This is a genomic window from Lysinibacillus sp. GW247-5R2A, assembly GCF_059424475.1.
This window is the reverse complement of sequence record NZ_JBWKZL010000021.1, coordinates 1-13,595: the sequence shown is the minus strand read 5'-3', so window position 1 is coordinate 13,595 and position 13,595 is coordinate 1. Positions and strand designations below refer to the sequence as shown.

Here is a 13,595-nt window from a genome sequence, read left to right as displayed (position 1 = left end):
TGTTTACTGCAAAATGAGTAAACAGTCTTTTTCTTTGCCTTTTATTATGAAAAAGCATTAGGATATTAGTGGAAGACAGCTACATATGACTTCGCACAAATGGTGGGAGACAAGATGTATTTGTAAAGACAAATGGATAGGAGTGTTTTCGCATGGGAACTGTAACGTTGAATAATGGACTTAAAATGCCTTTGGTTGGTTACGGTGTATTTCGTGTTCCAGAAGGAGAAGACCTAGCTGAAGCTGTAAAAACGGCTATTGCGAAAGGTTATCGAAGCATCGATACGGCACAAGTATATCGTAATGAAGAAAGTGTTGGACGAGGAATACGAGCAGCCATAGAAGAAGGTTTGGTTACGCGTGAAGAACTATTTATAACATCTAAAGTTTGGAACGATGGACTTTCCTATGAAGAAACACTTGCCGCTTATGATAGTAGCTTAGAGAAAATAGGATTAGACTATTTGGATCTATATTTAGTACATTGGCCAGGCATTGATACAAATTATGTAGATGTCTATAAGGCATTGGAAAAGATTTATCAAGATGGTCGTGTGCGTTCAATCGGTGTTAGTAACTTCCATGTACAACATTTAGAAAAACTTTTGAAAGAAACTACGGTTATTCCTGTTATTAATCAAATCGAATTCCATCCACATTTAACGCAAGAGGAAGTACGTGCTTATTGTACAGACAAGGACATCCAAGTAGAGGCTTGGTCTCCTTTAATGAACGGCGCCTTATTGGAGGAAGCATTGATTCAAGAGTTAGCATCTAAGTATGACAAAACGCCCGCTCAAATCGTATTACGCTACGATGTACAGCACAACGTTGTAACTATCCCAAAAACGATGACAGCCACTCGTATGGTGGAGAATCTTGATGTTTTTGACTTTACATTAACAGAAGGTGAAATGGCTCAACTGGATGCTTTAAATGACGGTCTACGCTGTGGTCCAGATCCAGAAAAATTTAATTTCAAATAATTTTCTTAAGGAGCGTCCTAGCTGAGGATGCTCTTTTTTTAAGAAGGTTGGAATACTATTTCCTAGCATAAAAAGTATGGTATCATTTTCTAAAGTGTTGTAACTTCAAGTTAGATGGATAATGTAAGTTGTAACAGAAGGTTGGCGAAAGTTACAATGATGATATGGGGGTGTCAACCATGATTTTAGTTTTAGATGCAGGGAATTCTAATATTGTGTTAGGTGTTTATGATGACAACGAACAATTAGCCTTCCATTGGCGTATGGTGACAGACCTTTATAAAACAGAAGATGAATATGCTATGCAAGTTCTTTCGTTTTTTAATCATGCAGGCATTTCATTTGAACAAATTACGGGCATTATTATATCCTCAGTTGTGCCACCAATTATGTATTCATTAGAGGCAATGTGTCAGAAGTATTTTCGAAAAAAACCTCTAGTAGTGGGTCCTGGTGTTAAAACGGGTTTGAATATTAAATACGAAAATCCTCGAGAGGTTGGTTCTGACCGTATTGTTAACGCTATAGCAGCCTTAGACTTATATAAAGCACCTTGTATTATAGTTGATTTTGGTACAGCAACAACTTATTGTTATTTAAATGAAAAAGGCGACTATATGGGTGGTGCGATTGCGCCAGGTATAACCATCTCGACAGAGGCTCTTTATACTCAGGCTGCTAGATTACCGCGTATTGAAATATTAAGACCTACACATATTGTAGGAAAAACAACCGTTTCCGCCATGCAGGCCGGAATTTTTTATGGCTTCGTAGGACAAGTTGAGGGCATTGTTAATCGGATGAAGGGACAAAGTAAAGAGGAGCCATTAGTCATTGCTACAGGTGGATTAGCAAATCTAATTGCAGGGGAAACGCAAATTATTGATGTTGTGGATCCGTTTTTAACGTTAAAGGGTTTATATAAACTGTATAAACGTAACCAATAAGAAATGAGGGACATTTCATTTATGAATGATTATTTAGTTAGAGGTTTAGGATTTAATGGACAGGTACGTGTATTTGCAGCTCGTACAACAGCCACAGTTGGAGAAGCACAACGTCGTCACGATACATGGCCAGTTGTATCAGCTGCTCTCGGGCGCTCTATGACAGCGGCTGTTATGATGGGTGCTATGTTAAAAGGTGAAGAGAAGATTACAATCAAGATTGAGGGTAATGGTCCGATTGGTCCAATGGTAATCGATAGTAATGCACGTGGAGAAGTACGTGGATTTGTCACGAATCCTCATGTTCATTTCGATTTAAACGAGCAAGGTAAGCTAGATGTGCGAGCAGGCGTTGGGACTGAAGGAGCTCTAACAATTGTTAAGGATCTTGGTTTGCGAGATATGTTTTCAGGCCAAACACCAATTGTTTCAGGTGAAATTGCTGAAGATTTTACTTATTATTTCGCTACGTCTGAGCAAGTACCTTCATCAGTTGGTTTAGGTGTATTAGTTAATCCGGACAACACAGTTCTTGCTGCAGGAGGATTTATTCTGCAATTAATGCCAGGCTGTGAAGAGGAAACAATCAATGAAATCGAACAGCATCTTGCTACAATAGAGCCAGTTTCGAAAATGATTGAAAAAGGCTTTACACCTGAGCAAATTTTAGAAGCTGTATTAGGAAATGGCCATCTACAAATTTTAGATTCCATGCCAGTTGAATTTAAATGTCAATGTTCAAAAGAGCGGTTTGGTGCAGCAATTTTAGGTCTAGGAATAGCTGAAATTAAAGAAATGATTGAAGAGGATGAAAGTGCAGATGCACAATGTCATTTCTGCTTAGAGACCTATCATTTTTCAAAAGAAGAGTTAGAAGGGTTTATTGATGAGCTCAAATCGTAATAGACGACCTTCTGCCACTACAACACCAAACCAAACCCCTTTATTACAGCGCCGTTTAAAAACAAAACCAGCTCTTGCTGTCATTGCGGTATTGTTATTAGGTAATATTTTATGGTTCATTGCATGGACTATCCCAAATAAAAGTCAGGAAATTGGTAGCGACGAACAGGTCGCTGCCATTGACGGGGATGTGATCACGCGCCAAGAGTGGATGATTGCTATGGAAGAGCGATATGGCAAAGAAACACTGCAAAATTTGGTCAATGAATCTGTCATGGAAAAGGCAGCAAAGACATATAAAATTAAAGTTACTGATCAAGAAATTGATCTCGAATTAGCCCTAATGCGTTCTGCTCAAGATAAATTTGATACAGCGATGCAAAATCTCTCAGCGGAGCAATTACGCCAAAAAATTCGTTCACAACTTATTTTAGATAAGGTACTCACAAAAGATGTAGTGATAAGTGAAGAGAGTATTGAAAAGTACTATGAGGAAAATCAAGGACTATACAATACAAAAACAAGCTATCGTACCAATTTTATTGAGGTTGACGCCAAGAAAGCTGCTGATGAGGCGCTGGGTGAGTTAAAAAATGGCTCTGATTTTTCAGTGCTAGCCCGTGAGATTTCCTTAGATAGTGCTTCGGCGAGTTTAGGGGGGGATGTTGGCTTCCTGACGGAAAATCAGGAAAACGTGGATCCTGCCATTATTAATGCTGTGAAATCTACAAAGGCAAATGAGGTAAGTAAAGCCTTTAAGTTAGATAATGGTCATTATGGCATTGTTCAGGTGCAAGAGGTTTTAGAGGGACAATCCTTTACATATGACGATGTGAAAGAACATATCGAGCGTGAATTAGCTTTAGAGCAGTTGCCACAATCTGTTACACCTGAAGCGTTTTGGTCTGAATTTAATGCTACATGGTATTATGGAGAATCTAAAAAAGAAAAATAATAAATGAAAGAATCTGCAAGTTCTTTGCGGGTAGCATAAGTCTAAACAACTTGCAGACAGTGGATGTCATCAGAATGGACTTACCCGACAAATGGTGCAGATTCTTTTTGTCTTAATGCGATGTAAGGTGGACTAGTAAATGCGTCATCCATTGACAGTAGATAAATATTCTGAAAATACAAGTTTTATTTATTGACAATCGAATGGAAAAATTGATAAAATACAAAATAAGTAAAACCTATAAAAATAGTAGGGATTGGGAGTGGATTATTAAATGAGTAGATTAGCGAACTCGATAGCTGAATTAGTTGGTAAAACACCAATCGTTAAATTAAATCATGCAACAAGTGAAAATGAAGGTACTGTTTATGTAAAATTAGAATATTTTAATCCGGGAAGCTCAGTGAAAGACCGTTTAGCATTAGCCATGATTGAAGCGGCAGAAAAAGATGGGACGTTACAACCGGGTGGTACGATTATCGAGCCGACATCTGGTAATACAGGTATTGGTCTTGCGATGATTGCTGCTGCTAAAGGCTATAAAGCAATTTTAGTGATGCCAGAAACAATGAGCTTAGAGCGACGAAACTTACTTCGTGCTTATGGTGCAGAGCTTGTATTGACTCCTGGACCAGCAGGTATGAAAGGCGCTATTGCTAAAGCAGAAGAATTATCTGCAGAGCATGGCTATTTCCTACCACAACAATTCACGAACCCAGCGAATGCTGTTATTCACCGCCTAACTACAGGCCCTGAAATTGTTGAAGCATTCGATGGCTTAACACTAGATGCATTTGTAGCTGGAGTTGGTACTGGTGGTACTATTACAGGTGCAGGTGCCGTATTAAAAGAAAAGTATCCCAATGTTGAAATTATTGCTGTAGAGCCAAAAGATTCACCTGTTCTTTCTGGTGGTCAACCTGGCCCTCATAAAATTCAAGGGATTGGAGCAGGATTTGTGCCGACAGTTTTAGATACAGAGATTTATTCATCTGTATTCCCTGTTGAAAACGAGGTAGCTTTCGAAGTAGCTCGTAAAGTAGCGCGTGAAGAAGGTATTTTATGTGGTATTTCATCAGGCGCTGCGATCTATGCTGCAATTGAAGCTGCAAAACGTTTAGGTAAGGGCTCAAATGTCCTTGCTATTGTGCCTTCGAATGGTGAACGTTACCTATCAACACCTCTCTATCAATTTGAAGACTAATTTAAGTTAATAGAAAAAAGACTCCTTCTTGATAAGGGGTCTTTTTTAGTGTGCTCACAATTTCATAACGCCTTATAAAAATATTCGCATCTATGTAATATTCACGTTAAGATGGAATCACATTAAATGATTTAAAAGGAGAAAGCTAACTTGAAGACAATTTTGACGAAAACAGTAGAGATGGATGCAGATTCATTTTTTTATAGTTATAAAAAGCAAACTGAGACACAAGATTCGCATGTCTTTTTAGAAAGTGGACGAGGTGGTCATTTTACAATAGCTGCTTGGAATCCATTAGCAACCGCACAATCAGTAGAGGATGGACTTTTAGTAAATTGGAGAAATGGCAGAAGCGAAGTTTTACAAGGAGAATCTCTTGCATTATTGGAAGAACTCGTGACGGAATACCAGGTTCCCTATAATGCGGAACTTCCAGTTTTTCAGGGGGGAGCTATTGGATTTGTAACATATGATTATGCGCGCACTATTGAAGTGCTTCCTAATACAGCTAAGGACGATCTACAAATACCAGATATTTATTTTTATTTGTTTGATAGCTGGGCCGTACATGATGTGAAACACAATACGGTCACATTCATGAAGCTAGAAGATTGCGTTGTTGACTTAGAAGAGTGGGCTACTAATTGGCAAGTTGCAGCTCGTGAAGGACTTGCTACGCGTAAATTTGAAAAGACCAATGCTATAGAAGTAGTCAATGACGAGAGTGAATTGCTTGTGTCATTCGCAGGGACTGACTTTGAGGCGGCGGTGCAAAAAATTCAAACCTATATCGCACAAGGCGATGTGTTTCAAGTCAATTTATCCGTTCGTCAATCTAAAAACTTAAATGCGACAGCGATGGACGTATATGAGGCATTAAGAGCCTTTAATCCGTCACCGTACATGGCTTATATGGAAGCCCCTGATTTTGCGGTTGTTTCTGGATCACCTGAGCTTTTAGTTAAACGCCAGGGTCAAGAATTATCAACAAGACCCATTGCGGGGACTCGTCCAAGAGGGAAATCTGAAGAGGAAGATTTAGCATTAGCTCAAGAGTTAATTGACAATGATAAAGAACGCGCAGAGCATGTGATGTTAGTGGATTTAGAGCGTAATGATTTAGGGCGAGTATCAACCTATGGAACAGTAGAAGTAGATGAGTTCATGGTCATTGAACGCTATTCGCATGTTATGCACATTGTATCCAATGTTCGGGGAGAAATAGCGGAAGGCAAAACAAACGCTGATGTTATCCGTGCAATGTTCCCAGGCGGCACTATTACTGGTGCACCAAAAATACGAACAATGGAGATTATCGAAGAATTAGAGCCTGTAAGACGTGGCTTATACACGGGTTCTATTGGCTGGCTCGGCTATACAGGGGACATGGAGTTTAATATTGTGATTCGTACAGCATTTGTAAAAGATGGGGTCGCGCATATTCAAGCAGGAGCAGGTATTGTCATTGATTCTGTTCCAGAAAGAGAATATCAGGAATCTTTAAATAAGGCGAAGGCCATGTGGCAGGCAAAGGCAATGGCGGAGGAGCGAGCAAAATGATTTTAATGATCGATAACTATGATTCATTTATTTATAACATCGTACAATATTTGGGCGAATTTGGTCATGAAGTAATAGTAAAACGAAATGATGTATTAACAATAGAGGACATAGAACAACTTGCACCTGATATGATAGTTATTTCACCGGGGCCGTGTAGTCCGAATGAGGCGGGTGAAAGTCTGAATATTATCCGATATTTCGCGGGAAATATTCCAATTTTAGGTGTTTGTCTTGGACATCAGGCTATTGCACAAGTGTTCGGTGGTCAGGTAATACAGGCTGAGCGCCTTATGCATGGGAAGACATCCCCTGTATTACATGCTGAAGTTGGCTTACATCAAGCTATGCCAAACCCGTTTCAAGCTACTCGCTATCATTCTCTTATTGTAGAAAAAGAGACGCTACCGACTTGTCTAGAAGTAACCGCTTGGACAGAAGAGGGAGAAATTATGGGGCTTCGTCACAAGGATTATCCAATAGAGGGTGTACAATATCACCCAGAATCTATTATGACTGAGCAAGGTAAACAACTCCTTCGTCAATTTATAGAAATGTACGTAGAAGGAGTTAAATAGATGCAGTGCTGGATGAATGGAAGCTATATGGCAGCCGAGAATTTGCGGATTTCCCCTTTTGACCATGGTTTTTTATATGGTTTGGGCTTCTTTGAAACGTTCCGAACATATGAGGGGCAAATATTTGAATGGGATGCACATATGAAAAGATTACAGCAGGCTTTATCACAATATCGCATTCATTTAACCTATCCTGAAAGTGTATTATTTGAAGTTGTGCAACAATTAAATCAGCAAGCTGGTGGTCAGGATGGCTATTTCCGTCTTAATGTTTCAGCAGGTGAACATAGTATTGGTTTGCAGCCGACAGAATACACGCGGCCCAATATCATTATCTTTCGTAAAGAATTACTGGATACACCTCGTGGAACTGAAAAGACAGCTCAGTGGCTTACGACACCACGTAATTCACCTGAACAAGGGGTGCGCGTCAAATCACATCATTATGGCAACAATGTGCTTGGTCGTTTCGAGCTGCCGTCACTGGCACAGCAAGAAGGTTTCTTTTTAACGGAAACAGGCTATGTTGCAGAAGGTGTGACCTCAAATGTTTTTTGGGTAAAAAATGATATACTATATACGCCTTCCTTGGAAACAGGCATACTATCTGGTATTGTTCGAGCTTGGGTTATAAAGAAAGCCGGTGCTCTTGGTCTTGAAGTAAGAGAAGGCTTTTATGCGAAGGAAGATTTACGACAAAGTACGGAATGCTTTATTACCAATTCTGTGCAGGAGCTTGTACCAATCATTCATATAGAGAACCAGCAATTATTAGGTAATAAAGGACCTGTATATATGCGTTTACATGATGCATTTGCTCAAGAAGTGGAGCAACGATAGAGGGAGCGTTTGTATGCTAGATAAATATATGAAGCCATTAACGATAAATGGTATTACATTAGACTTTACAAAAGAAACGTTTGTAATGGGTATTTTAAATGTTACACCAGACTCCTTTTCTGATGGAGGAAAGTTCAACAGTGTTGAAGCTGCGGTAGCTCAAGCGAAAAAAATGGTGGCCGATGGTGCTAAAATTATCGACGTAGGCGGAGAGTCTACACGTCCTGGTTATGAGCGTATTTCGGATGAAGATGAAATTACACGTATTGTACCTGTTATACAAGCATTATTGAAAGAAGTAGATGCGATTATTTCGGTTGATACGTATAAAGCAAACGTAGCGCGAGCTGCCATTGAGGCGGGGGCGCATGTGATAAATGATATTTGGGGAGCAAAAGCTGAACCGGAAATTGCACAGGTTGCAGCTGATTTACATGTTCCAATAATTTTAATGCACAATCGTGAAAATATGGATTATGGTGTTGATTTTTGGTCAACGGCGAAAGCGGATTTAGATGAAAGTATTGCGATCGCACATCAAGCGGGGGTTCCTGATCGTCATATTATCCTAGATCCTGGTATCGGCTTTGCTAAAAACACTGAGCAGAATATAGCCATGATGCAACACCTAAAGGATTTAGTGGAGATGGGCTACCCTGTGCTTTTAGCAACATCACGTAAATCCATGATCGGCAATGTTTTGAAGCTACCAGTTGAAGAACGTCTTGAAGGTACGGGAGCAACGGTAGTTTATGGAATTGAAAAGGGCTGTCATATGATACGCGTTCATGATGTAAAGGAAATGGCACGTGCAGCGCATATGGCTGATGTGCTAGTAGGGAAACGACTGTATAAGGAGGAGGCATAATGGATTATATTCATTTAAAAGATATGCAGTTTTATGGTTACCATGGTGTATTAGCGGCAGAAACAACACTTGGTCAACGTTTTCGAGCAAATGTTTCACTGGCTGTAGATATGACAAAGGCTGGAGAAACGGATGACCTCGCTTATACGGTAAATTATGCAGAGGTCTATGCTTTGTGTCGTGAAATTGTAGAAGGAGACCCTTTTAAACTTATTGAGGCACTTGTTGTGAAAATAGCAAACGTGATTTTAACAACATACCCTGAAAAAATAAAAGGCGTTCGTGTAGAGCTGATTAAGCCAGACCCACCAATCCATGGCTATTACAAAGAAGTGTCTGTTGAAGTAACGAGAGGTGATTTTTAATGAAGGATGTCTATTTATCAATAGGTACAAATATGGGTGAAAGATATGAAAACTTTCGACAAGCTGTTGCTCTTTTAAGAGAGAAGGAGAACATTGAGGTTGTTCGTGTTTCATCTGTTTATGAGACGGCAGCAGTAGGCTATACAGATCAGGCAGACTTTTTGAATATTGCTGTTCATCTCAAAACTGAAGCAACATCTACTGAAATGCTGAAGATTTGCCAATCGATTGAACAAGAGTTAGGGCGTGTGCGAGAATTTCGTTGGGGTCCACGAATCATCGACCTTGACATATTACTTTACAATCAAGAGAATATTGAAACAGAGAACCTACTTGTTCCTCATCCAAGAATGTATGAGCGAGCTTTCGTATTAGTGCCACTGGTAGAGATTACTCCAGCACCTTTCGGAGATCAGCTACAACAAGCGCATCATTTATTGCAACAGATGGACAGTGAGCGTGAAGGTATAAACTTGTGGCAGCCGACTAACGAACCGCTTATTGTGAGTTAGGTAGGCGCTTTATATAATTTTAAATTAAGGATAAATAGGTACATGCCTATATAGGAGGAAGACAACGTTGAGTCAAACAACAGAGAAGCCCTTTCAAATTGGCGATATTGTCATGGACAACCGTGTTGTATTAGCTCCAATGGCAGGGATTTGTAATTCTGCTTTCCGATTAACTGTTAAGGAGTTCGGAGCAGGGCTTGTATATGCTGAAATGATTAGTGATAAGGGCATTGTTCAAAAAAACGAAAAAACATTAGGTATGCTTTATATCGATGAACGAGAAAATCCTCTGTCACTACAAATTTTTGGTGGAGATAAAGAAACATTAGTAGAGGCAGCTAAGTATGTAGATCAAAATACATCCGCTGATATTATAGATATCAATATGGGGTGCCCTGTTAATAAAATCATTAAATGTGAAGCGGGTGCCCGCTTGCTTTTAGATCCTAATAAAGTGTATGAAATGGTAGCAGCTGTGGTGGATGCAGTGAAAAAGCCTATTAGCGTAAAAATGCGAATTGGTTGGGATGATGAGCATATCTTCGCTATTGAAAATGCCCAGGCTGTTGAACGTGCTGGTGCATCAGCAGTAGCGGTTCATGGTCGTACACGTGTACAAATGTACGAAGGAAAGGCGAATTGGGATATCATTCGTCAAGTAAAGGAAAACGTGAAAATCCCTGTTCTTGGTAATGGTGATGTAGAAACGCCGCAGGACGCTAAACGTATGCTAGAAACTACAGGTGTAGATGCAGTGATGATTGGTCGTGCCGCTTTGGGTAACCCATGGATGATTTATCGTACAGTTCAATACCTAGAAACTGGTGAATTAAAGGAAGAACCGAGTGTCCGTGAAAAAATGGACGTCTGTCTACTTCACTTTGAACGTCTGCTCCAATTAAAAGGAGAAGGTATAGCAGTTCGTGAGATGCGTAAGCATGCATCCTGGTATTTGAAGGGAATTAGAGGTAATGGTAAAGCACGTAACGCTATTAACCAAACAGAAACGGCAGCAGAGCTTCGCGCGTTATTAAATGGCCTTGTTCAAGAGTATGAAGAATCCGAGTCCAATCTCATGATCCCAGAAGCAAACGAATTAATTATTTAATATAAAGATACAGTGAGCGTCTCAAGTTTTTGCCAGAGACGCTTTTTTTTGCGGGCTTTAATTTTTAGAATTATTAATTATCTTAACTTGTATTGAAAATAAACTGAAACAGATGATTACAGCATTAAAATTGTGTACAATAGAAATATTATGGACGTAAACGCTATTTATTTAAGGAGTGAAACAAGTGTCAAACATAGAAGAATTAAATGACCAGCTTTTGGTGAGACGCCAAAAAATGACGACGATATTAGAGAACGGACAAGATCCATTTGGTAGCCGTTTTGAACGTACGCATTTGTCAACAGAAGTAAAGGAACAATTTGCAGATCAAACAAAAGAGCAACTAGAAGAAAATCTGCAAGAGGTTATTATTGCGGGTCGTATAATGACGAAGCGTGGTAAAGGAAAAGCTGGCTTTGCACATATTCAAGATTTGGGTGGCCAAATTCAAATCTACGTTCGTCAAGACCACGTAGGTGAAGAGGCGTATGAATTATTTAAACAAGCTGATTTGGGAGATATCGTAGGTATCCGAGGAAATGTATTCCGTACACAGGTTGGCGAGCTTTCAGTAAAGGCAGAGGAATTCACATTCCTTACAAAGGCGCTACGCCCTATGCCAGAGAAGTTCCATGGTTTACAGGATGTTGAGCAACGTTATCGTCAACGCTACTTAGATCTTATGACGAATGAAGAAAGCAAATTAACATTTATAGCACGTTCTAAAATTATCCGTGCTATCCGCAACTATCTTGATAACTCTGGATATTTAGAAGTAGAAACACCAATGCTTCATACAATTGCTGGTGGTGCGGCTGCTCGTCCATTTATTACTCATCATAATGCTCTTGATATGGAATTATATATGCGAATCGCAATCGAACTGCATTTAAAACGCTTAATTGTGGGTGGTTTAGAAAAGGTTTATGAGATTGGACGTGTATTCCGAAACGAAGGGATCTCTACACGACATAACCCTGAATTTACAATGATTGAGCTCTATGAAGCATACGCTGACTATCAAGATATCATGTCTCTTACTGAAAACCTTATAGCTCACGTTGCTCAAGAAGTTCTTGGAACAACTACAGTTCAATATGGAGAAGATGAAATTAACCTTGCAGTGGGCTGGAAACGAGTTCACATGGTTGATGCCGTAAAAGAAGCGACTGGTGTAGACTTCTGGCAGCCGATGACAAAAGAGCAAGCTCAGGCTCTTGCTAAAGAACATGGAGTAGAAGTGAAGAATGTTCATGAAGTAGGTCATATTATTAATGAATTCTTTGAGCAAAAAATAGAAGAAACACTTGTACAACCTACATTTGTATATGGGCACCCAGTGGAAATCTCGCCTCTTGCAAAGAAAAATCCAGAGGACGAGCGTTTCACAGATCGCTTTGAGCTATTTATTGTTCGTCGTGAGCATGCAAATGCCTTCACAGAATTAAATGACCCAATCGATCAACGTCAGCGCTTTGAAGCACAATTAGCAGAGAAAGCGGCTGGTAATGATGAGGCACATGAGATGGACAATGATTTCATTGAAGCTTTGGAATATGGTATGCCTCCAACTGGTGGACTAGGTATCGGTATTGACCGATTAATCATGCTATTAACAAATTCACCTTCCATTCGTGATGTATTATTATTCCCGACAATGCGTCATATTACCAAATAGTCGTAGCATCTTTTCTAACAGTAAGGTAAGAATAGAATGAAGAGGGGAATTTGCTGGATAAGGCAATTCTCCTCTTTTTTGTATTAAAAAAATTAAGTTGTTTAAACGTGGAATAAATTTAGGTTATACTTTTATAGTTCTATGTTTTATAAACGACAGTAGATAAAAAAGAAGTATTTTTATTGGGGGCATATAATGAATTACAAAATTATTAACAAACAAGTATTTGAACAGGCTCAATTACGTTCTGTATCGGATGTTCCATTTACAGAAGAAGAACTTGAGCATGGAATGAAATTAGTAGTTGCCAAAAAAGACGAGAATCTTACTTTATATTTAGTAGAGGTCGACGGACATAAGAAGTTCGAAGTTCGCTGGGATGATTCTTCTGAAATTTTTAGTGGCTGGTATTCCGCGTGGGATAATTTCCTGTGGTGCTTAAATATAGTTGATCCACAGGATGATGGCTTAAAGTAGTAGCGCGAAGCTTGTATAACAAACGATGAGGTTTTTTAGTTGAATAAGCAGGAGAAATAAAGTAGATGCTTTTAACTCCTGCTTATATGTTTTAGTTTTTAGTTAGTTGAGTTTTAAAAGAAAGCAATGTATAGTAAAACAAATCATTTAAGTTAGAACAGAGAATGATATAAAAACTACATTCTCGTAAGTGTATAAAATAGCTTATTAATGCATGTTTTTTCAATAATATCGTTTTCTATGAAAAAAACACTTGCGAAGTAATTATGAACATGATAAATTATTACTTGTCGTTAAAACGACGTAAGAACAACATCATCATAAAGATTCAATTAACGAAAAAAGTTATTGACATTGAAATGTGGTTGTGATAAGATTTAAAAGTTGTCTCTTGTAAACGAAAAACTTTTTAAAAAAGTTGTTGACAATGATAACCGAATGTATTATAATTTAAGAGTTGCTATAAAAAACATGGCAGCTAAATGAACCTTGAAAACTGAACAAGCAAAACGTAATCAATAAAGTTTTTAGTAGCTAGCCTAGCTAGTGAACAAAACAAAATTTTGGACATCAAAATTGATGCCAGCAAAACAATTTGAGCTAATCAAATT

General features: G+C 38.9%; 14 protein-coding genes. All 14 read left to right on the top strand.

Annotation, left to right across the window (positions count from 1 at the left end; translation table 11 throughout):
• Positions 1 to 152 precede the first annotated feature (152 nt).
• Complete coding sequence (locus AC07YC_RS22040) at positions 153 to 986, top strand: aldo/keto reductase (protein WP_494920451.1); 834 nt, start codon at positions 153 to 155, stop codon at positions 984 to 986.
• Between the two features lie 179 nt (positions 987 to 1,165).
• On the top strand, positions 1,166 to 1,933 hold the full coding sequence (locus AC07YC_RS22035; protein ID WP_025116969.1) for a type III pantothenate kinase: 768 nt from the start codon (positions 1,166 to 1,168) through the stop codon (positions 1,931 to 1,933).
• A 21-nt stretch (positions 1,934 to 1,954) separates the two neighbouring features.
• Positions 1,955 to 2,836, top strand: coding sequence for an Hsp33 family molecular chaperone HslO (gene hslO, locus AC07YC_RS22030; RefSeq protein ID WP_494920450.1), 882 nt, complete (start codon positions 1,955 to 1,957; stop codon positions 2,834 to 2,836).
• Positions 2,820 to 3,791 carry a peptidyl-prolyl cis-trans isomerase gene (locus AC07YC_RS22025; protein WP_494920449.1) on the top strand — a complete coding sequence of 324 codons (972 nt, stop codon included), beginning with the start codon at positions 2,820 to 2,822 and terminating at the stop codon, positions 3,789 to 3,791. The genes hslO and AC07YC_RS22025 overlap by 17 nt, the downstream gene beginning before the upstream one ends.
• Before the next feature lie 274 nt (positions 3,792 to 4,065).
• A complete protein-coding gene (cysK, locus tag AC07YC_RS22020) occupies positions 4,066 to 4,995 on the top strand; it encodes a cysteine synthase A (RefSeq protein WP_008180299.1) in 930 nt (309 codons plus the stop codon).
• A 150-nt stretch (positions 4,996 to 5,145) separates the two neighbouring features.
• Positions 5,146 to 6,555 carry an anthranilate synthase component I family protein gene (locus AC07YC_RS22015; RefSeq protein ID WP_494920448.1) on the top strand — a complete coding sequence of 470 codons (1,410 nt, stop codon included), beginning with the start codon at positions 5,146 to 5,148 and terminating at the stop codon, positions 6,553 to 6,555.
• A complete protein-coding gene (gene pabA, locus AC07YC_RS22010) occupies positions 6,552 to 7,133 on the top strand; it encodes an aminodeoxychorismate/anthranilate synthase component II (RefSeq protein WP_494920447.1) in 582 nt (193 codons plus the stop codon). Before AC07YC_RS22015 ends, pabA begins: the two co-directional genes overlap by 4 nt.
• Positions 7,134 to 7,973, top strand: coding sequence for an aminodeoxychorismate lyase (pabC, locus tag AC07YC_RS22005; RefSeq protein ID WP_494920446.1), 840 nt, complete (start codon positions 7,134 to 7,136; stop codon positions 7,971 to 7,973).
• 13 nt (positions 7,974 to 7,986) lie between these two features.
• Positions 7,987 to 8,841, top strand: coding sequence for a dihydropteroate synthase (gene folP / locus AC07YC_RS22000; protein WP_336637204.1), 855 nt, complete (start codon positions 7,987 to 7,989; stop codon positions 8,839 to 8,841).
• On the top strand, positions 8,841 to 9,206 hold the full coding sequence (gene folB / locus AC07YC_RS21995; RefSeq protein WP_336637205.1) for a dihydroneopterin aldolase: 366 nt from the start codon (positions 8,841 to 8,843) through the stop codon (positions 9,204 to 9,206). Before folP ends, folB begins: the two co-directional genes overlap by 1 nt.
• The gene (gene folK / locus AC07YC_RS21990) at positions 9,206 to 9,718 is read left to right on the top strand and encodes a 2-amino-4-hydroxy-6-hydroxymethyldihydropteridine diphosphokinase (RefSeq protein WP_494920445.1); all 513 of its coding nucleotides are present in this window, start codon (positions 9,206 to 9,208) and stop codon (positions 9,716 to 9,718) included. The genes folB and folK overlap by 1 nt, the downstream gene beginning before the upstream one ends.
• A gap of 67 nt (positions 9,719 to 9,785) precedes the next feature.
• Positions 9,786 to 10,826 (top strand): tRNA dihydrouridine synthase DusB, encoded by a 1,041-nt coding sequence (dusB, locus tag AC07YC_RS21985; RefSeq protein WP_336637207.1) that lies wholly within the window; start codon positions 9,786 to 9,788, stop codon positions 10,824 to 10,826.
• Between the two features lie 178 nt (positions 10,827 to 11,004).
• Positions 11,005 to 12,507, top strand: a complete 1,503-nt coding sequence (gene lysS / locus AC07YC_RS21980) for a lysine--tRNA ligase (protein WP_494920444.1) — start codon at positions 11,005 to 11,007, stop codon at positions 12,505 to 12,507.
• A gap of 195 nt (positions 12,508 to 12,702) precedes the next feature.
• The gene (locus AC07YC_RS21975; protein WP_494920443.1) at positions 12,703 to 12,984 is read left to right on the top strand and encodes a hypothetical protein; all 282 of its coding nucleotides are present in this window, start codon (positions 12,703 to 12,705) and stop codon (positions 12,982 to 12,984) included.
• Positions 12,985 to 13,595: the final 611 nt, after the last annotated feature.

Coding starts and splice junctions, on each gene's coding strand:
- AC07YC_RS22040 (WP_494920451.1), top strand. CDS start 153: ATGGGAACTGTAACGTTGAATAATGGACTTAAAATGCCTTTGGTTGGT.
- AC07YC_RS22035 (WP_025116969.1), top strand. CDS start 1,166: ATGATTTTAGTTTTAGATGCAGGGAATTCTAATATTGTGTTAGGTGTT.
- hslO (WP_494920450.1), top strand. CDS start 1,955: ATGAATGATTATTTAGTTAGAGGTTTAGGATTTAATGGACAGGTACGT.
- AC07YC_RS22025 (WP_494920449.1), top strand. CDS start 2,820: ATGAGCTCAAATCGTAATAGACGACCTTCTGCCACTACAACACCAAAC.
- cysK (WP_008180299.1), top strand. CDS start 4,066: ATGAGTAGATTAGCGAACTCGATAGCTGAATTAGTTGGTAAAACACCA.
- pabA (WP_494920447.1), top strand. CDS start 6,552: ATGATTTTAATGATCGATAACTATGATTCATTTATTTATAACATCGTA.
- pabC (WP_494920446.1), top strand. CDS start 7,134: ATGCAGTGCTGGATGAATGGAAGCTATATGGCAGCCGAGAATTTGCGG.
- folP (WP_336637204.1), top strand. CDS start 7,987: ATGCTAGATAAATATATGAAGCCATTAACGATAAATGGTATTACATTA.
- folB (WP_336637205.1), top strand. CDS start 8,841: ATGGATTATATTCATTTAAAAGATATGCAGTTTTATGGTTACCATGGT.
- folK (WP_494920445.1), top strand. CDS start 9,206: ATGAAGGATGTCTATTTATCAATAGGTACAAATATGGGTGAAAGATAT.
- AC07YC_RS21975 (WP_494920443.1), top strand. CDS start 12,703: ATGAATTACAAAATTATTAACAAACAAGTATTTGAACAGGCTCAATTA.